The sequence below is a fragment of the Comamonas sp. C24C genome (genome assembly GCF_053345995.1).
This window is the reverse complement of sequence record NZ_JBKFBC010000018.1, coordinates 1-21893: the sequence shown is the minus strand read 5'-3', so window position 1 is coordinate 21893 and position 21893 is coordinate 1. Positions and strand designations below refer to the sequence as shown.

Here is a 21893-nt window from a genome sequence, read left to right as displayed (position 1 = left end):
CGGGCTTAGCCACCGATGCTAGCGAGACGTGAACATCCCCGGGGCTGCGAGGTTGTTGCGCTTCAAGCCTGGTGCAGATGGGACAGAACGGCCTCGAAATGCGTGCTCACATTGAGCGCCGGCGCATGGCCGCAGTCCGGCACTTCCAGCCAGGTCAGCAGACCTCGGACACCGGGGCCGCGCTGCTGCATCTGCTCGGCCACCGGCTTGAGCACCAGATCGGACTGCTCGCCGCGCAGCAACAACACGGGCAGTTGCAACGCGTCATAGTGATCCCAGAGCAGATAGTCGTTGTCATGCTCGGTGAACTGCTCGATCATGCGCGGGTCGTAATGCGGGGTGACGCGGCCGTCGTCGCAACGGCGCGTGCTGGTCTCGGTCAGCTTGCGCCACTCGAAATCGCTGAGCCAGCCATAGGGCTTGTAGGCCGCGCGGAAAAAGCCTTCCAGCTCGGCGACGGTGTCGAACACCGGTGGCCGGCCCGCATAGCTCTTGATGCGGGCCAGCGCAGCCTCGGCCAGCTCGGGCGCATTGTCGTTGAGCGTGAGCGTGAGAATGCGGTGCCTGAGATCCGGCTCGAACAGGCCGGATGCGCAGACCGTACCTATCGCACCGCCCATGCTGGTCCCCACCCAGTGCACCTGCTGCAGCGCCAGCGCATCCATCAGCTCGTGCGCCAGACGGGCATAAAAGCGCAGCCGATATTCCTCGCGCGGGTTGCGGCTCCACTGGCTCAGGCCGCGGCCCAGGGTATCCGGACAGATGACGCGATAGCCTTGCGCCACGAGAAACTGCGCCAGGGCATCCATGTCGCGGCCCGTGCGTGCCAGGCCATGCCAGGCGATCACCGTGGCCTTGGTCGGGCCTTGCGGCTGCCAGTCAAGGTAATGAATCTCATAGCCCGCGCAAAGAGCATAGCAAGATGCGGGCAGGGGCAAGGCGGGAGAGGTCTGGCTCATGATTTTTTGAATGAATTTGGCCTAAAACGCTTATGCATAAAGCGATTTCAGCTATAAAAATTGAAATAATCAGTCCTTGAGCGACGCCGCAGCACGCAGCCGCCCGACCACGCCCGTGGGGAAGTAATAGACCGAGAGCACAAACAGCAGACCCAGCCACAGCAGCCAGCGGTCGGGCGACAGCAGGGCCGACAGCCATGGCAGGCTGACGGCGGCTTCGCTGCCTAGCCGCAACAAATCCTGCAGATAGCTTTGAGCGACCAGAAAGATGACGGAGCCGATCACCGCGCCATAAATCGTGCCCATGCCGCCGATGACGACGATGAGCAGGCAGTCCATCATGATCTCGAAGGACAGCGTGGTGTCCGGCCCGTTGTAGCGCAGCCAGACCGCCAGCATGGCACCGGCCACGCAGGCGAACAGGGCCGAGAGCACGCTGGACGTGGTGCGATAGATCACCACGCGGTAGCCGATGGCCTCGGCACGGAACTCGTTCTCGCGAATCGCCTGCAGCACGCGGCCGAAGGGCGAATTGACGATGCGCAACAGCATCAGCACCAGCAGCAGCGCCAGCACAAACAGCAGGTAGTAGCTGATGATCCTGCCGTCGATGAGGGTACCGAAGACCTCGTTCTCGAAGGGCTCGAAGCTGGGCGACAGCCATTCGGGCATCTTGAAGGTCAGGCCGTCCTCGCCTCCCGTCCAGTCGGACAGCTGCGAAGCCAGGGTCTGAAATGCTGCCGCCACGGCCAGCGTGATCATGGCAAAGAAGATGGCACGCACACGCAGGGAAAACAGGCCGATGGCCAGGGACAGGAGCAGCGACACCAGCAGCGCCGCACCCAGCCCCAGGGCCAGCGCCCCCCAGCCCGCCCCCAGCTTGCCGGAAGCAATGGCCACGCCATAGGCGCCTATGCCGAAGAACATGGTGTGGGCAAAGCTGACGATGCCGGTATAGCCCAGCAGCAGGTCAAAACTGGCAACCAGCACCACAAAGATCAGCACCTTGGCCGCCACATTGAGCGCCTTGACACCGGGGAAGGCAAACGGCGCCACGGCAAGACCCAGGAAGATCGCCAGCAGCATCAGTGCCAGGATGCGACTGCGCGGCAGATCGCCGGAGAGCAAACGGTTCAACATCCAATCAACCTTTCATCTCTTTGGTGGCGAGCTGCTCGAACTGAGCATGCCCCTGGCCAGCGGCTACCAAGCAGGGGCCGCCTCGCAGCGAGGGTTGTGTCCCCCATGGGGAAAGCGCGGAGCGACTCACGGGGTATCTCATCGGTTAGCCACCGGATAGACACCTTGTGGCCGCCAGAGCAGGATGGCGACCATCAGTGCGATATTGGAAAACAGCGCCACCTTGGGCACGAGAAAGCCCGTGTAGTTGGCCATCAGCCCCACCAGCAGCGCTCCGATGAGAGCGCCACCGGTGCTGCCCAGCCCGCCGATGATGATGACGATGAAGATCAGCACATTGACCTGGGCGCCCATCTGCGGAATCACGTTCTGCTGGTACAGCCCCCACATCACGCCGCCCAGCCCGGCCAGGGCCGAGCCGGCCACAAACACGCCAATGAAAAGGTTGCGCACCCGGTAGCCAAGCGCCTCGACCATCTCGCGATCCTGAACGCCGGCGCGGATCAGCAGGCCAAGCTTGGTGCGTGCCAGCGTCCAGGCCAGCCCTGCAAACACCAGCGCGCCCACCAGCACGGCAAACACGCGGTACTTCTCCACGGCCGCATCGCCCAACAACCACGCACCCTTCATGGCATCGGGCAGGGGCAGCGGTATCTGCTGCGGGCCCCAGATGACCTTGATCAGCTCCTCGCCGATGATCATGCCGCCCATGGTGATGAGAATCTGCTTGAGATGCTGGCCATAGACCGGGCGCACGATGAAGCGCTCGAACGCCAGGCCCACGGCGCCGGCCACCAGCATCGCCACCAGCATGGCCGGAAAGACAGCGGCCAGATTGCGCCAGAGATGGTCCGAGCCAGTCCAGTCGCCCATGACGCCAAGCACGCTGGTGGCCACAAAGGCGCCGAGCGCGATAAACACGCCGTGCCCGAAGTTCAGCACATCCATGAGGCCGAACACCAGTGTCAGACCCGAAGCAATGATGAAGACGATCATGCCCATGGCCAAACCTGCAACCGTCAGCGTCAGCCAGGTGCTGGGCGAACCCACCAGCGGCAGCGTCACCAGCGCCAGCAGCGGCACCAGCAACAGCGGCTTGTAATCCATATCCTTGAAGCTCATGCAGGCTCCCTCCGATTACCCGCCAACACTGCCAGATCCATGGCGGCTTGCGAGTGAGACATAAAGACGGATGGCATGTCCGATGCGATTCCCTTCATAAGGACAGCCCCAGCAGCGTCTGCTGCAGCTGCGCGTCGGCCGCCAGATCGGCCATGCGGCCCGCGTGGATGACACGGCCGTTGTCCATCACGGCCACGCCGTCGCCCAGGCGTTTTGCGAAGTCGATGTTCTGTTCTACCAGCAAGATGCTCACGCCGCCGGCCTTGAGCTGGGCAAAGGCCTCGATCATGTTGTTGATGATGGCGGGAGCCAGGCCCTTGCTGGGCTCGTCGACGATCAGCAGATCGCGCGGCTCGACAATGGCGCGCGCCACGGCCACCATCTGCTTCTGCCCGCCGCTGAGCTTGCCCGCAGGCGCATTCCAGAACTTCTGCACGGCCGGGAACAGCTGGTATATCCAGTCCAGCCGGGCGGCATCCATCTGGCCCGCATGGGCGGCGGCGCGTGCCGCCAGCAACAGGTTTTCCTTGACCGTGAGATCGGCAAAGATGCCCATGTTCTCGGGCACATAGGCGATATTCAGGCGTGCAATGGCCGGCGTGGACAGCTGGGCAATGTCCTTCTGCGCAAACCGGATGCTGCCCTGGCTGGCCTGCCACAGGCCCATGATGGTGCGCAGCGTGGTGGTCTTGCCGGCGCCGTTGCGGCCCAGCAGCATGGTGACCTCGCCCTGCGGCACAATCAGGTCCACGCCATGCAGTATGTGATAGGCGCCTATATGGGTATGGACGCCGGACAGTTGCAGCAAAGGGGCGGATGTCTGGCTCATGCGTCCTCCTTCACGGCATTGCCGAGGTAGGCCTGCTGCACCACGGGCGAGGCGATGACCTCGGCAGGCTTGCCGTCGGCCACCAGCTGTCCATTGGTCAGCACGATGATGCGATCGGCTAGCTCGCGCACCACATCCATCTTGTGCTCCACCAGCAGGATGATCTTGCTGCGGTCTTTTTTGAGTTCGCGTATCAGGTCCAGGATCACCGGTGCCTCGTCATGGCTCATGCCCGCCGTGGGCTCGTCAAACATATAGACCTGCGGCTCCAGCGCCATCAGCAGCGCCACCTCCAGCTTGCGCTGATCGCCGTGCGGCAGGCTGGCGACGACGGTGTCGGCACGCTCGGACATGGAGACCCGCTCCAGGATTTGTCGCGCACGCTGCGTGACCGCCCGGTGATCGCTCCAGATGCTCCAGAGGTTCAAGCCGCGGCGATGCGCTCCCGTCATGCTGGCCTGCACCGCCAGCCGCACGTTCTCCTGCACGCTCAGATTCGGAAAGAGATTCGTGAGCTGAAAGGCCCTGCCCAGCCCGGCGCGCGTACGCGCCGAAGCGGGCAGGCCGCTCAGATCGCGCCCCCCCAGGGTGACCGTGCCGGAGCTGGCCTTGAGCTGGCCCGAGATCAGATTGAAATAAGTGGTCTTCCCGGCCCCATTGGGGCCCACGATGGCCGTGAGCGTGCCCGGCTCGAACGAGCAGGTCACAGCGTTCACGGCCACATGGCCCCCAAAGCGGATGGTGAGATCTTGCGTTGCCAGAATTCCCATGGAGGCGGATCTTTCCTTCTCGAATGCGTGCGGTCGCTGCTCAGGGGCAGGTACCGATCACGTAGTAGTTGCTGCCGGTCTGCTTCAGCGTGGTGGTGTAGAACACATTCCACAAGCCCATGTTCTGGCCCGAGCCGTTGGCATAGGCATAGCCGCCTTGCTGATAGGCGCGGTTGGCCTGTACATGGGCGTAATTGCTGGCCGTGGTGCAGGTGCCCGCAGGATTGCTGCCGGTCAGCGTCGAGGCGCTCACTGCGGCAGAGTCGGCACTTTCTGCGCCATTGCCGTCCACGGCCCGCACCGTCCAGCTGTAGCTGGTGGCAGGGCTCAGTGCCGCATCGACATAGCTGGTGGCAGAAACCGGGAGCGCGTTGGCCTTGTTGCCGTTGCGATAGACGTTGTAGCTCGCCGCGCTGGTCACAGGAGCCCAGTCCAGCTGCATGCTGGTGCTGGTGGCAGCTGACGCGCCCAGTCCCGTAGGAGCCGCCAGCGCTGGCTGGGTCGGGTTTCCTCCGCCGTTGCCGCCACCGGTGCCGGAGCCCGCGCCGGAGGCGATGCGATCGATCATGGCCTTGATGGCCGTCATCTGCACGCCGCTCTTCTGCGCAAAGTTATTGCCATACCAGCCTATCCAGTCCCAGCAGGCATTGGGATTGGCCAGCGAACCGCTCTTGCTCGTGCTGCGGTTGTTGTTGTCCACCTGGGTCTGCGGATACAGCACGATGATGTTGTTGGTATCCGCCCAGCGGCTGAAGCCCGTGTTCCTGACGAACTTGTCGCCAATCTTGTCCGTGCTCTGCTGGCAGCCGTGCAGCACCACATGCAGCCTGCACTGCGTGCCGCTGGCGCAGCTCTGCGGCACATAGAGCCAGCCGGTGCTGGCCATGCCGGGGTTGGCATTGGTATAGCTGGCCTGGTTGAACTCTATGTAGTTGCCGGTGGCCGGAGCATCGTTGCGCGGATTGAGCGCACCATAGAAATGCGTGAGTGCGGCTTTGGCACCGTCATAGCCGCAATTGCTGATATAGGGCGAAGCGCTGCTGCTGCAGGCATTGTTGCCGCTGCTGTCGAAGTCGGTGGGCAGCACATGGGCAGCCCCCGAGCGCTTGACATAGGCGATATTGGCCTGCGGCACGCCATTGTTCAGATACTGGGTCTGCAGCGCATCGGTGAGGTTGGGGCCCACCGTGTAGTCGCTGGTTCCCGTGAAGATATAGATCTTCTGCGCCGCGATCCGGCTCTTGGCATCGATGCTGGCAGCGCTGCTGTAACTGTCGATGCTGGACTGCATGGCATTGAGCTGCGCGCTGCTGATGCTGGCGTTGTACATGCAGGCCGTGTAATTGTTCAGGCCGGCGCACATATAGGGGCCTGCCGCAAAGATCCCCACCCCCATGAAGCTTGCCGAATAGGCATTGCCCAGCTGATTGGCCATGAAGCCGCCCGACGACAGCCCCGAAACGCTGATCTGGTCGGTAGCAATGTTGTATTGCCCCAGCGGCACGGCCGCCCCCGCGGCCAGGTTCACGCCGCCCCATAGCGCCAGCGCGGCAACACCGCTTCTCCAGGATTGAACTCGCATGCTTTGTCTCCGTGAATCGTTGAAATAGGAATGAGCAATGCCAGCCCTCGTGTTCCCGAGGGTTCATCAATTGAGAGGACAGGTGGGCGCGGGAGGATCTCCCGGCCGGATCAGCGCTGGTTGCGCACGGGAACGTTCATTTCCTCAGGCTTGATCTCGCGCACCAGCTCGGGAACGCCCCAGGCCATGGCCGGATCGTTCTTGATCCTGAAGTGGTACATGCTCTGCATGGCCTGGTGATCTTCCTTGCGGAAAGTCATGACGCCCTTGGGTGTATCGAAGCTCATGCCTTCCATGGCCTTGATCAAGGCGTTGGTCTTGGTGTCGCCGCCGGTCTTCTTGAGTGCCGTGACGATGGCCATGGCGGCCGAGAAGCCGCCAGCCGTGAAGAAGTCCGGCGGAGCCTTGAACTGCTTGTAGCTCATGGAGACCATGGCTTCGTTCACCGGGTTCTTGGGAATGCCGAAGTAATAGTAGGTGGCACCCTCCATGCCAGGCAGATTCTTGTAGGCCGCCATGGCCGGCAGAATGTTGCCGCCCGTCGCAATCTCGATGCCGTAGCGCTTGAGGTCCATGTCCGCGATCTTGAAGGGATTGCCGGCACCGGCCCAGACAATCCAGATCACCTTCTTGCCTGGAACATCCTTGAGCCTGTCGATCAGGCGCTGGGCGCCGGCCGTGAAATCGGTGGTGGCCGCAGGCAGATACTCCTCGTGCACCAGCTTGCCCTTCTTGATCGCTTCCTTGAAGGCCTTGACGCCGTCGCGGCCGAAGGCATTGTCCTGGGCCAGCGTCGCAATCGTCACTCCGGGCTTGTCGATGGCCACGGCATTGCTGATCGCATCCTGGCTGGAGTTGCGGCCCGTGCGGAAGATGTACTTGTTCCACTTGTCGCCGGTGATGGAGTCGGCCACGGCGGGCTCGACGATCAGGATCTTCTTGTACTCCTCTGCCACGGGCAGCATGGCCAGCGCCACGCCCGACGCGCTGGGGCCGACCGCCAGATCGGCCTTGTCGTCCGAATAGGCTGCTGCCAGCAGGCTCTTGCCCAGGTCGGGCTTGCCCTGGTCATCCTTTTCGATGAGCACCAGCTTCTTGCCTGCCACCGTCATGCTGCCGCCCGTGGCGTACTCCAGTCCCATCAGCAGCCCGGCCTGCGTCTGCTTGCCGTAGGCCTCCAGCGGCCCGGTCTTGCTGTAGACATGGGCGATGCGGATTTCGGATTGAGCCAGAGCCCCCGGAACATGGGCGGCCATGGCGGCCAGGGCCGCGAACTGCAGCAGGCTGCGCTTGTGCATGGTTTGTCTCCTTGACGGTGTTTGCGGTGGTGCCGCTTGTCTTTGTATGGTGTGCAGTTAGCAGTCTTCGTGCCAGTCTGGTTTTCCTCTGAGCCCTGTTATGGTCCGCGCCCTTGTTGCCTGAAAATCAGACAAAAACTGTCTTCAAAAAAGACACTACACGTTTCTCACACACTGCTTCAGGCTTGGCCTCGGCCAAGGTTCAAGCGCCATGAAAAAAGGATCACCGAGGTGATCCTTGTGTTCTTTACGCTGCATCGCGCTTTTTGTCGAATTCCAGCAACCGCACGGCGTTGTCCTTGAGGATGCCCGGCATGACCTCGGGCTTGAAGCCGGCGACCTCGAAGTCCTTCATCCAGCGCTCCGGTGTGATCAGCGGGAAGTCGCTGCCGAACAGCACACGGTCCTTGAGCAAGGTGTTGGCGTACTGCACCAGCTGCTTGGGGAAATACTTGGGGCTCCAGCCCGAAAGATCGATCCAGACATTGGGCTTGTGCAGCGCCACCGAGATCGCCTCGTCCTGCCAGGGGAAGCTGGGATGGGCCATGACGATCTGCATATCGCCGAAGTCCACGGCCACATCGTCCAGCAGCATGGGGTTGCTATAAGCCAGACGCAGGCCACCGCCGCACTTCATGCCGCTGCCGATGCCGCTGTGGCCGGTGTGGAAGATGGCGGGCAGCTTGTAGTGGTTGATGACCTCGTAGATGGGCCAGGCCATGCGGTCGTAGGGATGAAAGCCCTGCACCGTGGGATGGAACTTGAAGCCCTTGACGCCGCATTCGGTGATCAGGCGCTCGGCCTCGCGCGCGCCCATCTTGCCCTTGTGCGGGTCGATGCTGGCAAATGCCACCATCATGTCGCTGTTCTCGCGCGCAGCATCGGCAATCTCTTCGTTGGGGATGCGGCGACGACCCAGTTGCGCCTCGCTGTCCACCGTGAACATCACCAGACCGATCTTGCGCTCGCGGTAATAGGCAATGGTTTCGGCGATCGTCGGGCGCAGCGAGCTGCCGAAGTATTTGTCGGCCGCGCGGTCGTACTCCTCGCCATAGCTGTCAAAGGGATTGCGGCAGCTGACTTCCGCATGGGTGTGGAAGTCGATGGCGATCAGATCTTGATGGTTCATGGGTGGGTCTGCTTTGGGTATTGAGTCAAATCAGCCTCAAGCGCTTGTCACGCCTGCGGCACCTGCTCTCGAAATTGAATGAAGAAATCAATGCTGGATGGATTGGCCATGGCATCGGGGCTGGCCACCTTGGCGGCGTCCGCGCCCAGCAGCAGCTTGCGCACAGGCACCTCCATCTTCTTGCCGGTGAGGGTGCGCGGAATTTCGGCCACTTGTACCACCACATTGGGCACATGGCGTGCCGAAGCCTTGGTCTTGATGGCGTTCCTGATCTGGGCGGTCAGCTCGTCCGTCAATGCATGGCCTTCGGCCAGAGTCACGAACAACGGCATGAAGGAAGGTCGGCCCAGGTATTCGAGGTCGACCACCAGGCTGTCCTTGACGGCGTCGAGCTCCTCGACGACACGGTAGATCTCCGCCGTTCCCATGCGTATGCCGAAGCGGTTGATGGTGCTGTCCGAGCGTCCATAGATCACGGCCGTGCCGCGCTCGCTGAACTCGATCCAGTCGCCATGGCGCCAGTAGCCGGCAAACACATCGAAATAGCTGTCGTGGTAGCGCGCCCCGCTCTCGTCGTTCCAGAAGAACACGGGCATGGAGGGCATGGGCTCGGTAATCACCAGCTCGCCGACTTCGGCGATCACCTTCTGGCCCTGTTCGTTGAAAGCATGGGCGGCCACACCGAGTTCGCGGCACTGAATCTCGCCCGCATTGACGGGCAGTATGGGAGCGCAAGCCACAAAGCCCGAGGCGATATCCGTTCCGCCGCTGATCGAGGCCAGCCACAGATCGCCTTTGACGTTCTCATAGACCCAGGCGTAGGCATCGAGAGGCAGCGGCGAGCCCGTGGAGTTGATGGCGCGCAGTTTCTCGAACTGGCGTCCCTTCTTCGGCGAGACACCATCCTTCATGCTCTTGGTGAGGAAGGCCGCACCGCAACCAAAGATGCTGACCTGGTATTGGTCGATGAAGTCCCAGAGCGCATCATCATGGGGCGCCGTCGGGTTGCCATCGGACAGGACCACGGTCGCACCGGCCAGCAGGCTGCCTATCATCAGATTCCAGACAATCCAGCCCGTGCTGCCCAGGAACATGAAGCGGTCGCCGGGCAAGACATCGTGCTGCAGGCGATTGGTCTTGAGGTGGGTGAGCACGATGCCTCCATGGCTGTGCACCATGGCCTTGGGCAGGCCGGTGGTTCCCGAGGAGTACACCACCCATAGCGGATGGGAGAACGGCAGGCGCTCGAACTGCAGCGGCGCTGCATGGCGCGTTGCCTCGTCCCAGCTCATGCAGTCACGCCAGGGCACGGCAGCATGTTCGGCATCGCTGCCGAACAAGGGCCCCTGCACATGAATCACCCGGGCGATATCGGGCAGACCCTGGAGCACTTCGTCCAGCACTTCACGGCGATCGAACTGCCTGCCGGCATAGGTGTAGCTGTCGGTCGCGAAAATCAGCTTGGGCGCGATCTGCTGGAAGCGGTCCAGCACCACGGAAACACCCATCTCCGGCGCGCAGCTGGACCAGATGGCGCCAATGCTGGCGCAGGCCAGAAACGCCACCACGGTCCGCGGCACATTGGGCAGATAGGCCACCACGCGATCGCCACGCCCTATGCCCAGGCTACGCAGACTTGCCGCCAGGGCGCCCACATCGCGCTGCAACTGCTGCCAGGAGACCTCGACCGAAGCCTCGCCCTCGCAGCGCGCAATGATGGCCGGACGCTGATCGCTGGCCTGGCGGAAGATGTGCTCGGCGTAGTTGAGCCGGGTGTCGGGGAACCACTCGGCACCCGGCATCTTGCGGCTGGCCAACACCTGCGTGGGGTCACCATTGGCCTGAATGTCGAAGTAGTCCCAGATGGAGCGCCAGAAGCCTTCGATATCGGTTGCCGACCATTGCCACAGCACCTCATAGTCGGAGAAGTCACGGCCACGGCTGTCGCGCAGCCAGTTCATGTAATGCCGCAGGCCGCTTTGCTCCTGCTGCTGCTGCGTGGGCCTCCACAATTCCTGCCCTTGTACCAATGCCATGCTGTCTCCGGACTTAAATTAGATATTTTTTATAACTATAAAAACAAACCAAGTCCTACCCACCAAGGGCAATCCCTAGCATGACTCAGAAATTCAGCTTCTCGAGCCGGTCGTACAGCTTGGCGCGCGATATGCCGAGCGTCCTCGCCACCGCCAGCTTGTTGCCCCCATGGGCCTGCATCGCGGCCCGTATGGCGCGGGTTTCTAGATCGGCCATTTGCTCGGCAAGCGGCTTGAGCAGATCACCCGTCGCCGGCATCGCCGCCATAGTCTCCTGAGCCAAGAGCTGCCGATGCGGAGCCTGAGGCTCGACCCCGGACGAGCGCAGCACCTGTGCCAGCAGGCCGGCATCGATGTGCGAGTCATCGCAGCGCATGGCGGCCTGCTCCAGCACATTGCGCAGCTCGCGAATATTGCCGCGCCAGGCCTGTGCGACCAGCAGCTCCAGTGCGCCCTTGCCCAGCTCCGGTGGAACCATGTCGTTGCGCAGTGCCAGGTCCTCACAGAGCATTTCCACCAGGGCCGGGATATCGCTGCTGCGCTCGCGCAGCGGCGGTACGCGCACGGGCAGCACATGCAGCCGGTAGAACAGGTCTTCGCGGAAGCGCCCGTCGCGCACCATCTGCAACAGATCGCGAGAAGTGGCGGCCACCACGCGCACATCGAAATGCACGATCTGGTTGGAGCCCAGCGGCTCGATCTCGCCTTCCTGCAAGGCCCGCAGCAGCTTGGCCTGCAGGCTGGCGGGCATGTCGCCGATTTCATCAAGAAACAGGGTACCGCCATCGGCGAGCTTGAACTTGCCGTCGCGTGTCTTGCGGTCGGCCCCAGTAAATGCGCCCGGTGCCACTCCGAAGAATTCGGCCTCCAGCAGCGTCTCGGGAATGGCCGCGATATTGACGCTCACAAAAGGACCGGCAGACCTAGCCGATGCGGCATGGATGGCATGGGCCAGCACCTCCTTGCCGGTACCGGTCTCGCCCAGCAGCAGCACCGGGCTCATGGACTGGGCCGCCCGCCGTGCCTGGCGCTTGACCTCGACCGCGGCCGGGCTGCTGCCCACAAAGCTGGCAAAGCTGTATTTGCTGCGGCGCGAGCCCTGTACGGACGCGTGCAAGCTGCGGCTGCGCTGAGCAGCCAGCTCGCGCCTCGCCTCATCGAGATCGCGCTGCAGCATCGCGAACTTGCTGATCAGCGGCTGCAAGGTCGTCTCTGGCTGATCGAACAGCACAATGCCGATGGCACCGATCACGCCTCCTTCATCGTCATGCAGCGGCAGGCGGCTGACGACAAAGGTTCCGGCGCTATTGGTCAGCAGATCGATCAGGACCGGCTTGCCGGTCTCCAGCACGCCTCGCATCTGGGTGTTGGGGATGACCTCCTCCACCATATGCCCGAGAAAGTCGCCCACACCGGCCACGCCCAGGCGCGGCAAAAAACGCTCGTAGCCTTTGTTGACCCAGACGATGCGCCCGCTTCTGTCGACCAGAAACATGCCCTGGCTCATTGAAGAGAACAGCTGAAACATGGACCGTGCCGCCAGGGCATAGATGCCGTCGGCATCTTCGGGTAGCTCGCAAGCGAAATCGTGGGGTAGCAATTGGCTCATTTCCATCGCGTCATGGTAGGGCGACATTGAAGCCCAACCATCAGCACAGACCTGTAGCCGCGCTCCTGGCGCCACCCATTCATGAGCGAACAACGCATCCACGCCCATGAACTGAGCCTGCCTCCATAAAAAAATCCCCTGTCCGACTCACCGGACAGGGGATGTGAATGCAACGGGCTCCATGCGTGAAGCACCCGCAGCAGGCTAGGAAAGCGGACTCAGGCGGTGCTTGCCTCCCGGGCATGCTTGGCCTGCGACAGGCGCTTGAGCACGCGGGGAATGATCAGTACAGCCAGCACGATGATGATCAGCGTCAGCGACATGGGGCGCTGCAGGAAGATCCACCAGCTGCCCTCGCCGATCGAGACGGCGTTGCGCATCTGGGCTTCGGCCAGGGGGCCGAGGATCATGCCCACCACCACGGGAGCGGTGGGGAAGTCGAAGCGACGCATGATCACGCCCAGCACGCCGATGCCGTAGAGCAGGAACAGATCGAATGCGCTCTGGCGCATGCCGTAGGCACCGACGGTCGCGAAGATCAGGATGCCGGCATACAGCTGGGGGCGTGGAATCTTCAAAAGCTTGACCCACAGGCCCACCATGGGCAGGTTGAGCACCAGCAGCATCACGTTGCCGATGTACAGCGAGGCGATCAGCGCCCAGACCAGGGCCGCAGAGCTGGTAAACAGCTGGGGGCCGGGGTTGATGCCGTAGTTCTGGAAAGCGCCCAGCAGCACGGCCGTGGTGTTGCTGGTGGGAATGCCCAGAGTCAGCAGCGGAATCAGAGCCGCGGTCACGGTCGCATTGTTGGCGGCTTCCGGACCGGCCACGCCTTCGATGGCGCCCTTGCCACCGAACTCGGCCTTGTCTTCGCCCTTGGCCAGCTTCTTTTCGGTCGCATAGCTCAGGAAGGTCGGGATCTCGGTGCCGCCGGCAGGAATACAGCCGAACGGTGTGCCCAGCAGCGTGCCGCGCATCCAGGCGGGCCAGGAACGCTTCCAGTCGCGCTTGGTCATGTGTACACGCGTCAGCTTGTTCTGGGATTCCTCGACCTTGCCTTCATACATGGCGGCATACAGCACTTCGGCCACGGCAAACAGGCCCACGGCCACCAGCACGATATCGATGCCATCCAGCAGCTCCATCTTGCCGCCGGTATAGCGCGCCGCTCCGGAGATCTGGTCCATGCCGATGCAACCCGCGGCCAGACCGACAAACAGTGCCGTCATGCCGCGCAGCGTGCTCTGGCCCAGAACGGCACTCACGGTGGTGAAGGCCAGCACCATGAGCATGAAGTACTCGGGCGGGCCCAGCTTCACGGCGAAGTCGGCCACATAGGGAGCGAACAGGGTCACCACCACCGTGGCAAAGGTACCCGCGAAAAACGAGCCGATCGCGGCGGTTGCCAGCGCCGCCCCGGCTCGGCCGCTCTTGGCCATCTTGTTGCCTTCCATGGCCGTGACCATGGATGCCGTCTCGCCGGGCGTGTTCAGCAGAATCGAGGTGGTCGAGCCACCGTACATCGCACCGTAGTAGATGCCGGCGAAGAAGATCATGGATGCCGTCACATCCACCTTGGCGGTGATCGGCAGCAGCATGGCCACAGCCACCGCCGGGCCGATACCGGGCAGCACGCCCACAGCCGTACCCAGGGCACAGCCCACCAGAGCCCACAGCAGATTGGCGGGCGTGATGGCCGTGGCAAAGCCAGCCATCAAAGCATTGAAGATATCCATTACAGCCACCCCGTTTCAGTCAGACCAGGCAGATTGATGGCCAGGAACTTGGTAAACATCCAGAACACCGGCGCCGCAATCAGCAGCCCCGTGATCACATCCTTGACCCAGGTTCCCGGTGCGGACGCCTGCGATTGATGCGCGGCCCGGCGCAGGCCCTGCACGGCCAGCACATAGCAGATGGTGCAGCTGAAAATAAAGCCCAGGGTGCTGATCAAGGCTGCATTCACCAGCAGACCTGCCGAGACCCAGGCAAAGGGCAGGATGTCGGCCTTGGGCTGGCCGCCCGGGTCGGCCGCATGGCGAAAACCACCGCTGCGTGCTTCCCAGATCAGCAAGGCACCGCAGATACCCAGCACCACTGCGCAGACCCAGGGCAGGAAATTGGGGCCGACGCCGCCGTAGCCGGAGTCCGAAGGAATTTGCAGTGCGCCAAAGGCCAGTCCCGCAGCGACCAGCAGCACGCCCGCACCGACAATGGTTTGCGCTCTCTTGGACGGTACGTTGGGGCTCTGCGGCTCGTCGGGGTCTGCATAGGCCGAAACCTGTGCGGCCTCCGCTGCCCGGGCCAGATCTTGGAAGGAATCAGACATGATGAATGTGTGTGATTTCAGTGGTTTTCGGAACCCGCCAGAGCCGCCTTGCGACAGCTCCCACGGCATCATGGGGTTGCACAAACCCTGGCTTGCGCCGTCAGGGGCAGGCCATCAATCAGTGCGGGGGAGAAACAGCAGGACACAACGCGATCAGGGCTGAAGTCGCCAACCCTGTGCCATGTCCCAAGAGCGTGTTCACGATCTCTACGCAGCCGCGTTGAAGCGCAATCGGGATGAGTTCGAAGTGATGGCTCGCCGCTTGCACCTGTGTGCAAGCAAGAGACAGCACACAGAAATCGTCCGATTTCGCTCCAACCCTTCGGGACAGTGTCTTTGCGGGCGGTCTGCGGCGTTGCGAATCCTCGCAATAGCGGAGCTATCGCTGCGGTATCGCGCCTAGCATCCCATCCCGCAAAGCCTCTGTCGCGGCGTGAGGAGATCATGAACACGCTCTAAAGGCCGCTGCAGAACGCAGCGGCCAGGCGATCGTCAGATCATGCCGGACTTGGCCATCGTGGCGCGCAGGCTGGCGAACTCGTCGTCCACGAACTTGCCAAAGGCATCGCCGCCCAGCCAGGCAGGCGTCCAGTCGTTCTTCTGCAGCGCTTCGGCCCAGGCCTTGCTCTTGGTGGCTTTTTCGATCTGGGCGACCAGCTCGTCGCGCTGGGCCTTGGAGATGCCGGGAGCGCCATACACACCGCGCCAGTTGCCGATTTCCACGTTGATGCCCTGCTCCTTGAGCGTGGGAACGCTGGACGCCGCACCCTTGAGGCGCTGGGCCGAGGTCACGCCGATGGGCTTCATCTTGCCGGTCGCGATGTATTCGGCGAACTCGCTGAAGCCGCTGCCGCCCACGGTGACGTTGCCGCCCAGGATGGCGGAGATGGCCTCGCCGCCCCCACGGAAAGCCACGTAGTTGATCTTGGCGGGGTCCACGCCCACTTCACGGGCGATCATGGCCGCAGCAATGTGCTCGGTGGAGCCGCGCGAGCCACCGCCCCACTTGACGGAGCCGGGATCCTTCTTGAGCTGGGCCACCACTTCCGCCATGTTCTTGAACGGCGAGTTGGCGGGCAGCACAAACACGTTGTATTCGCTGGTCAGGCGCGCCAGAGGCGTGGCCTGGCTCAGATTGACGGGAGGCTTGCCGGTAATGATGCCGCCCAGCATCACGGCGCCCATGACCATCATGGCATTGGGATCACCCTTGCTGCCGTTGACGAACTGGGCCAGGCCGATGGCACCGGCAGCACCGCCCTTGTTGTCATAAGTGACGGAAGAAGCCACACCTGCGTCCTGCAAGGCCTTGCCCAGGGCACGGCCTGTCGTGTCCCAGCCGCCACCCGGGTTGGCGGGCAGCATCATCTTGATGGCCGCCGCGGCCTGGGCCGACAGGGGCAAAGCACCGGCTGCCGCCAGGGCTGCCAGAGACTTCAGAAACGTATCACGACGCATGATGTACTCCTTATGTAGTTAGTGGGTGCAATCATGGACAGCGTGCCTGTCAAACAGCTGTCCAATCACCTAGGGCTATCCCTTAAGCAACCCTGGTAGTTTCACGACTTGTCTGCGCATTCGCAGCGCAGTGCTATGTTCGGCAACATGCAATTACTGCTTGTTGAAGATGACTCCGCCATGCGCACCACGCTGCAGCGCACCCTGATGCGTCGCGGCCTGAATGTGGATGTGGCGGCCGACGGCCCCAGTGCCCTGGCCCATTGGCAAACCCGCGAACCCGATGCCGTGGTACTGGACCTGAGCCTGCCCGGTCTCGACGGCCTGCAGGTGCTGGAGCGCGCCCGCGCCTTGGGCCTGCGCACGCCGGTTCTGATCCTGACCGCGCGCGGCACCGTGGGCGACCGCGTCATGGGCCTGAATGCCGGCGCCGACGACTATCTGGCCAAGCCCTTCGACCTCGACGAACTGGAAGCACGCCTGCGCGCCCTGCTGCGCCGCAGCCAGGATAGCTTCACACCCCGATCAGGCTCCGAGGCCATCGTCCTGGGCGCGTTGCGCTATGAGAAGGAAAGCGGCGCGATCTATCTCGACGACAAGGTCCTGGAGCTGACCCCGCGCGAGCTGTCCATGATGCATGCGCTGCTGGCGCGCCCCGGCCATGCGGTCACCAAGGAGCGGCTGTTCAGCCTGGTCTTCCCCGGCGAGGTCGATGTGCAGTACGAGGCCGTGGAAGTCGTGGCCTACCGCCTGCGCAAAAAGCTGGGCGGCACCGGCGTGCAGCTGGTCACCCTGCGCGGTCTGGGCTATCTGGTCAAAGCCGAGGCGGCGGCATGACAGCCAGTCCGGCAAGGACGCGGCCGAAGACAGCCTGGTCGCTGAGGCGCCTGCTGCTCACCGGCATCCTGCTGCCCGTACTGCTGCTGATTGCCCTCAATGCCTGGAGCCTCTATCAGCAGACGCTGGCATCGCTGCACACGGCTTATGACAGAACCCTGCTGGCCTCGGCCAAGAGCATCAGCGAGCAGATCGGCGTTACCGGATACGACGAGCACGCGCAGCTGCGCGCCATCGTCCCCTATTCGGCGCTGGAAATCTTCGAGGCCGACAACCAGAGCCGCATGTTCTACCGCGTCTCCACGCTGGACGGACAGCTGATCTCGGGCTTTGCGGAGCTGCCTGTCTGGAACGGCAGGATTCCGCAGCGCCCCCCCTATGCGGCGCTGGTGGACTTCTATGACGACGAGTTTCGCGGCCACCCGGTGCGCGTGGCCGTGCTGCTGCAGCCGGTGGCCAGTGCCGACGGCCGCGGCATGGCCGTGATCCAGGTCGCCGAAACCCTGGAGCTGCGCGAGTCCCTTGCCTTGCAGATTCTGCGTGACACCCTGATTCGTCAGGCCCTGCTGGTGCTGGTCGTCGCCCTGATCGTCATCATCGTGGTTCAACGCGCCACCCAGCCCATACGCCAGCTCAGCCAGGACCTGCAGGGCCGTGCCCAGGGAGATCTGAGTCCGCTGGCTGCACCCGAGATGCCGCGCGAAGTCCAGCCCCTGCTGGAGGCCACCAACCAGACCATGCAGCGCCTGCAAGGACTGCTGAGCAACCAGAAGCGCTTTGTGCGCGACGCCTCGCACCAGTTGCGCACGCCGCTGGCCGTGCTCAAGGTTCAGGTGCAGTCGGCCAAGCGCGGCGATATTCCACCGGCCCAAGCCTTTGCCGAGATCGACGACACGGTGGACCGCGCCACCCGCGTCGCCAACCAGATGCTGGCCCTGGCCAAGGTCGAGCAGCTGCGCCAGGAAGACAGCAGCCAGAGCAGCGCCATGCTCGCCCAGCTCGACGATATCGTGCGCGACGTGGCTCTGGAGCTATCGCCGCTGATTGCCGATCACGACATGGACTTCGGCATCGAAACCCAAGCCTGCTGCGTGGCCGCCCATGAATGGATGCTGCGCGAGCTGACCCGCAACCTGCTGCACAACGCCATACGCCACACACCCAGGCACGGGAGTCTGCAGGTCGATGTGCGCGCGCATGGCGGCATGGTGCAGCTGAGTATCGAAGACAGCGGCAGCGGCATCGACGATGAACTGGCCCAGCGGCTGTTCCAGCCTTTTTCGGCGGGCAACGCGCGCAGCGGCTCTGGCCTGGGCCTAGCCATCTGCCAGGAGATCGTGCAAACCCTGGGCGGCCAGATCGAGCTGCGCAATCTGCACGATGGACTCGGCCGCGTGCGTGGCCTGCAGGCGCTGATTCAGCTGCCCCTGCACAATGGCGATGCCCAGGACATGGATACTGCTCTGACTTGAATCGCCATCCCTTCACGCCGCAAAATACCGACATGAGCGAAACTGAATCCATGCGTCTGGACAAATGGCTGTGGTGCGCGCGGTTCTACAAGACCCGCAGCCTGGCTGTGGAGGAAATCGGCAAAGGCCGGGTCACGGTCAACAACGCCAATGCCAAGGCCTCGCGTGAAATCCGCCCGGGCGACCACATCCACCTGCGCCAGGGCAATATTCCCAGGGAAGTCATCGTACGCGGGCTGAGCGGCATGCGCGGCCCGGCCCCCGTGGCCCAACAGCTGTACGAGGAAACAGCGCAAAGCATTGCCCAGCGAGAACAGCTGGCCGAGCAGCGCCGTCTGGCCCCCGAGCCGGCAGCGGCACTGGCGGCCCAGCACACCGGCCGCCCCACCAAGCGTGACCGCCGGGATATCGACCGCGTGCAACGCAGCAGCGGCTGGGGCGACCGCTGGAGCGCTTCCATCGATGACTGAAAGCCTTCGCCCATGAAGCGCAGGCTGCTGATCTCCACACTCTCCACCCTGGCAGTTGCGGCAACCGGCGCTTTGAGCTGGTCGTGGCTGCGCAAGCGTCCGGGCAGTACCGAGCGTCGATCCGTGATCCAGACCGTCTTCAGCCAGGCGCTGCCGCCACTGAGCGCCCAGCATCTGCAACTGATACGCCTGCTGCGGGTGCAGTGGATGCCCATAGAGTCGGGAGCACCGGGCTTCGATCCCGTGCAGCCCTTTGGCGGCGATCTGTCCACCCTCGACACAGCCCGGCAGGTGCTGCGCAGTCACGATCCTGCTATGGCCACCCGGCTCCTGGCCGAGGTCTGCCTTTGGCTGCCGGAGTTTGTGGCAAACGCCACCTTGGCGCCCGGTCGCTATGCCTTACCGCCCGACTTCTCTGCTCAGGCGCCAGACAGCAGCTTCGACTTTCGTCCCGAACACCTGACGCTGCTGCATGCCGCCCTGTGGCGAGAAGTCGGTACCGATGACCTGCCTTATGTTTTGGCCGAGGAGGAAGACGGCCAGGCGATCTGGCCCTTGCCCTATATCGACGGCAAGCGGCCATATGGCGACCGCAGCTACTACCAGATCGATATGGCCGACATTCTGGGCAAGCCCTATGCCAGGAACGCACAGGGCCAGTACATTTTGCCGCCCCAGAAAGATGAGGCGCTCAAGCAGCTGCATCTGCAAACCCAAGCCGCGCTGCAGATCCTGCTCATGCATGGAACGCCGCCCTCGGGGATCCGAAGCTTGGCGACGTAAGCAGGGTCAGGGCTGTGGCAAAGCCCAGCCCTCATAAAATATGAGCACTTAGCGCTTTACTAAAAAGCTTTTCAGGAAACTTTTACCTTGAAAAGCTTTCAAATCTTGCGCAAGCAGCTCTTATTCAAGTAGCAATCAATCCTCCTCGATGACGGCCAGACCCGCTCCTGGGCCTGGGCTGCTGGCACTCTTTTCATCTCCCTCGGCCTTCTTCGCGCATGTCTTCCGCTTTCTCAGCACCGCCTTCCTCTTTCTCCTCACGACCCTCCCGATGGCTGCGCCATGCCGGCATCGCAATGCTGGCCATCAGCAGCACGGCATGCTCCGCCCGGATGCCCGCGCCCTCGGCAGCGGTCGGCCCCGCGTCGCTCATCCAGGTCAAGAATCCCACGCGCAGTACCCAGGGCTTTGAGCAATGCCCGCAGTTCTTTGCCAATGGCAAAGCTCCCGTGCTCAGCGATCAGCCCAAGCTGCGTGCGCTGTGCTATGACGCGTTTGCCGTGCTGCACAGCGGCCAGAGCAAGACCCCCGTCTTCGTTGCTCAACGCCTGAACAAGGCCCTGGTCGCCGATGCCGACGAAAAGCGCACCAACAAGTTCTACAGCGACGCCCGCCTGCCCCGCGATGAACGCGCCGAGCTGGACGACTACAAGCGCTCCGGCTACTCACGCGGCCACATGGCTCCCGCTGGCGACATGCCGACCGCACAGGCCATGGCCCAGAGCTTCTCGCTGGCCAATATGGTGCCCCAGTCCATCAAGCAGAACGGCGGCCCCTGGGCCCGCATCGAAAAAGACACGCGCAGCTATGCACAACGGGCTCAGGGCGATGTCTACATCATCACCGGCCCGGTCTTTGATGCCGGCGCGGCCTCCGTCGGCCACAACCAGGTGCGTGTGCCCAGCTTTCTCTACAAGCTGGTCTACGACGCTCAGAGCCAGCGTGCCTGGGCTCACTGGCAGGCCAATGATGATGCGGCCCGCGTCACCGAGCCCATCAGCTACGCAGAGCTGGTGCGCCGTACCGGCATCGAATTCCTGCCCGGCGCTGCGCTGCAAGCCTCGGGCAAGCTCCAGCAGACGTCCATGCTCCCTGCGCAGCGACACTGATTTCCCGTGTCCCCAATCAAAAAGCCTGCTGGCGCAAGCCAGCAGGCTTTTTATGATTCTCTGCCTTACTTGCCCGGCTTGAACAATTCCAGCTCATCCGCCGTCAGCCAGCGCCATTGGCCTGGCTCCAGCTCTGCGGGCAACTCCAGGCCACCGATTCTTCTGCGATGCAGACCTTCGACCCGATTGCTCACGGCCGCAATCATGCGCTTGACCTGGTGATACTTGCCCTCGGTCAGGGTCAGATCCAGCACATGGCTGTCCACCTGCTCGCAGGCCGCTGCCTTGACGGGCTTGGGATCATCATCGAGCACGACACCATCCAGCAGCCGCTGTATCTGCTTGGCATCCACCGGGTGCTTGCAAGTCACCCGGTAAACCTTGGAGACATGCTTTTTGGGCGACGACATGCGGTGGATGAACTGCCCATCGTCGCTGAGCAGCAACATACCGGTCGTATCCTGATCCAGGCGCCCCACCGCTTGAACACCTTGCACCGCCCCTTTGTTGGGTCGTTGACGCAGCGGAGCCGGCAGCAAGGTATAGATGCTGGGATAGGCTGATGGCTTTTGCGAGCACTCGGTGCCGGCAGGCTTGTTCAGCAGCACATAACCCAGCTCGTGATACTCCCACTCCACGCCTTGCACCCTGAAGCGCAGACCTTCGGGATCCACCTGCTGGGTGGAATCCAGGACCTTCTCCCAGTCAGAGGTCTGCGGGTTCCATAGCTCCACCCAGCCTTGCTGCACCAAGCCGGAGCACACGCGGCGAATGCCAAAGCCCTGTGAATACAACATGTCCTGCAGCTGCATGCTCATCCTTTCCCTGTCCGCTACTGCGCAAGCAATATCAAGAATACCGATTGATCAAATAAAAAACCCCGTAATCTTTCGACTACGGGGTTTTCACTGTAAGAGCCTGACGATGACCTACTTTCACACGGGAACCCGCACTATCATCG

At 62.8% G+C, this 21893-nt stretch carries 19 protein-coding genes; 5 read left to right on the top strand and 14 right to left on the bottom strand.

Annotated elements, in window-relative coordinates:
- Positions 1-62: 62 nt before the first annotated feature.
- The 13 genes from ACLBXN_RS23635 to ACLBXN_RS23575 form a co-directional block, all read right to left on the bottom strand.
- The gene (locus tag ACLBXN_RS23635) at positions 63-959 is read right to left on the bottom strand and encodes an alpha/beta hydrolase (RefSeq protein WP_343678712.1); all 897 of its coding nucleotides are present in this window, start codon (positions 957-959) and stop codon (positions 63-65) included.
- Between the two features lie 69 nt (positions 960-1028).
- A complete protein-coding gene (locus ACLBXN_RS23630) occupies positions 1029-2099 on the bottom strand; it encodes a branched-chain amino acid ABC transporter permease (RefSeq protein WP_043008563.1) in 1071 nt (356 codons plus the stop codon).
- 138 nt (positions 2100-2237) lie between these two features.
- Positions 2238-3221 carry a branched-chain amino acid ABC transporter permease gene (locus ACLBXN_RS23625; protein ID WP_447613765.1) on the bottom strand — a complete coding sequence of 328 codons (984 nt, stop codon included), beginning with the start codon at positions 3219-3221 and terminating at the stop codon, positions 2238-2240.
- A 94-nt stretch (positions 3222-3315) separates the two neighbouring features.
- Complete coding sequence (locus ACLBXN_RS23620) at positions 3316-4050, bottom strand: ABC transporter ATP-binding protein (protein WP_447613764.1); 735 nt, start codon at positions 4048-4050, stop codon at positions 3316-3318.
- Positions 4047-4820 carry an ABC transporter ATP-binding protein gene (locus ACLBXN_RS23615; protein WP_043008568.1) on the bottom strand — a complete coding sequence of 258 codons (774 nt, stop codon included), beginning with the start codon at positions 4818-4820 and terminating at the stop codon, positions 4047-4049. The genes ACLBXN_RS23620 and ACLBXN_RS23615 overlap by 4 nt, the downstream gene beginning before the upstream one ends.
- A 40-nt stretch (positions 4821-4860) precedes the next feature.
- Complete coding sequence (locus ACLBXN_RS23610; RefSeq protein ID WP_447613763.1) at positions 4861-6402, bottom strand: extracellular catalytic domain type 2 short-chain-length polyhydroxyalkanoate depolymerase; 1542 nt, start codon at positions 6400-6402, stop codon at positions 4861-4863.
- A gap of 110 nt (positions 6403-6512) precedes the next feature.
- Positions 6513-7700, bottom strand: a complete 1188-nt coding sequence (locus ACLBXN_RS23605; RefSeq protein WP_447613762.1) for a substrate-binding domain-containing protein — start codon at positions 7698-7700, stop codon at positions 6513-6515.
- A gap of 247 nt (positions 7701-7947) precedes the next feature.
- Positions 7948-8829, bottom strand: a complete 882-nt coding sequence (locus tag ACLBXN_RS23600) for a 4-hydroxyphenyl-beta-ketoacyl-CoA hydrolase (protein ID WP_003057560.1) — start codon at positions 8827-8829, stop codon at positions 7948-7950.
- A gap of 47 nt (positions 8830-8876) precedes the next feature.
- Positions 8877-10865 carry an acetoacetate--CoA ligase gene (locus tag ACLBXN_RS23595; protein WP_447613761.1) on the bottom strand — a complete coding sequence of 663 codons (1989 nt, stop codon included), beginning with the start codon at positions 10863-10865 and terminating at the stop codon, positions 8877-8879.
- 85 nt (positions 10866-10950) lie between these two features.
- Positions 10951-12474, bottom strand: a complete 1524-nt coding sequence (locus tag ACLBXN_RS23590) for a sigma-54 interaction domain-containing protein (protein WP_447613760.1) — start codon at positions 12472-12474, stop codon at positions 10951-10953.
- A gap of 218 nt (positions 12475-12692) precedes the next feature.
- Positions 12693-14210 carry a tripartite tricarboxylate transporter permease gene (locus tag ACLBXN_RS23585; RefSeq protein ID WP_003057567.1) on the bottom strand — a complete coding sequence of 506 codons (1518 nt, stop codon included), beginning with the start codon at positions 14208-14210 and terminating at the stop codon, positions 12693-12695.
- Entirely contained in the window at positions 14210-14803 is a 594-nt protein-coding gene (locus tag ACLBXN_RS23580; RefSeq protein ID WP_407715408.1) for a tripartite tricarboxylate transporter TctB family protein, read from the bottom strand. Before ACLBXN_RS23580 ends, ACLBXN_RS23585 begins: the two co-directional genes overlap by 1 nt.
- 492 nt (positions 14804-15295) lie before the next feature.
- Positions 15296-16261, bottom strand: a complete 966-nt coding sequence (locus ACLBXN_RS23575; protein ID WP_003057571.1) for a Bug family tripartite tricarboxylate transporter substrate binding protein — start codon at positions 16259-16261, stop codon at positions 15296-15298.
- Between the two features lie 135 nt (positions 16262-16396).
- Between ACLBXN_RS23575 and ACLBXN_RS23570 the strand changes: the two genes are divergently transcribed.
- The 5 genes from ACLBXN_RS23570 to ACLBXN_RS23550 all read left to right on the top strand — a co-directional run bounded on the left by ACLBXN_RS23570 (position 16397) and on the right by ACLBXN_RS23550 (position 20932).
- Positions 16397-17098: a response regulator gene (locus tag ACLBXN_RS23570; RefSeq protein ID WP_211455479.1), complete on the top strand. Its 702-nt coding sequence runs from the start codon at positions 16397-16399 to the stop codon at positions 17096-17098.
- Positions 17095-18570: a sensor histidine kinase gene (locus ACLBXN_RS23565; RefSeq protein WP_447613759.1), complete on the top strand. Its 1476-nt coding sequence runs from the start codon at positions 17095-17097 to the stop codon at positions 18568-18570. Before ACLBXN_RS23570 ends, ACLBXN_RS23565 begins: the two co-directional genes overlap by 4 nt.
- Positions 18571-18602: 32 nt before the next feature.
- Complete coding sequence (locus tag ACLBXN_RS23560; protein ID WP_043008584.1) at positions 18603-19040, top strand: RNA-binding S4 domain-containing protein; 438 nt, start codon at positions 18603-18605, stop codon at positions 19038-19040.
- 12 nt (positions 19041-19052) lie between these two features.
- Positions 19053-19823 (top strand): hypothetical protein, encoded by a 771-nt coding sequence (locus tag ACLBXN_RS23555; protein ID WP_447613758.1) that lies wholly within the window; start codon positions 19053-19055, stop codon positions 19821-19823.
- Positions 19824-20119: 296 nt separating this feature from the next.
- Positions 20120-20932: a DNA/RNA non-specific endonuclease gene (locus ACLBXN_RS23550; protein WP_447613757.1), complete on the top strand. Its 813-nt coding sequence runs from the start codon at positions 20120-20122 to the stop codon at positions 20930-20932.
- A gap of 65 nt (positions 20933-20997) precedes the next feature.
- Here ACLBXN_RS23550 and ACLBXN_RS23545 read toward each other — a convergent pair whose 3' ends face one another.
- Positions 20998-21744, bottom strand: coding sequence for a 16S rRNA pseudouridine(516) synthase (locus ACLBXN_RS23545; protein ID WP_043008593.1), 747 nt, complete (start codon positions 21742-21744; stop codon positions 20998-21000).
- Between the last annotated feature and the right edge of the window lie 149 nt (positions 21745-21893).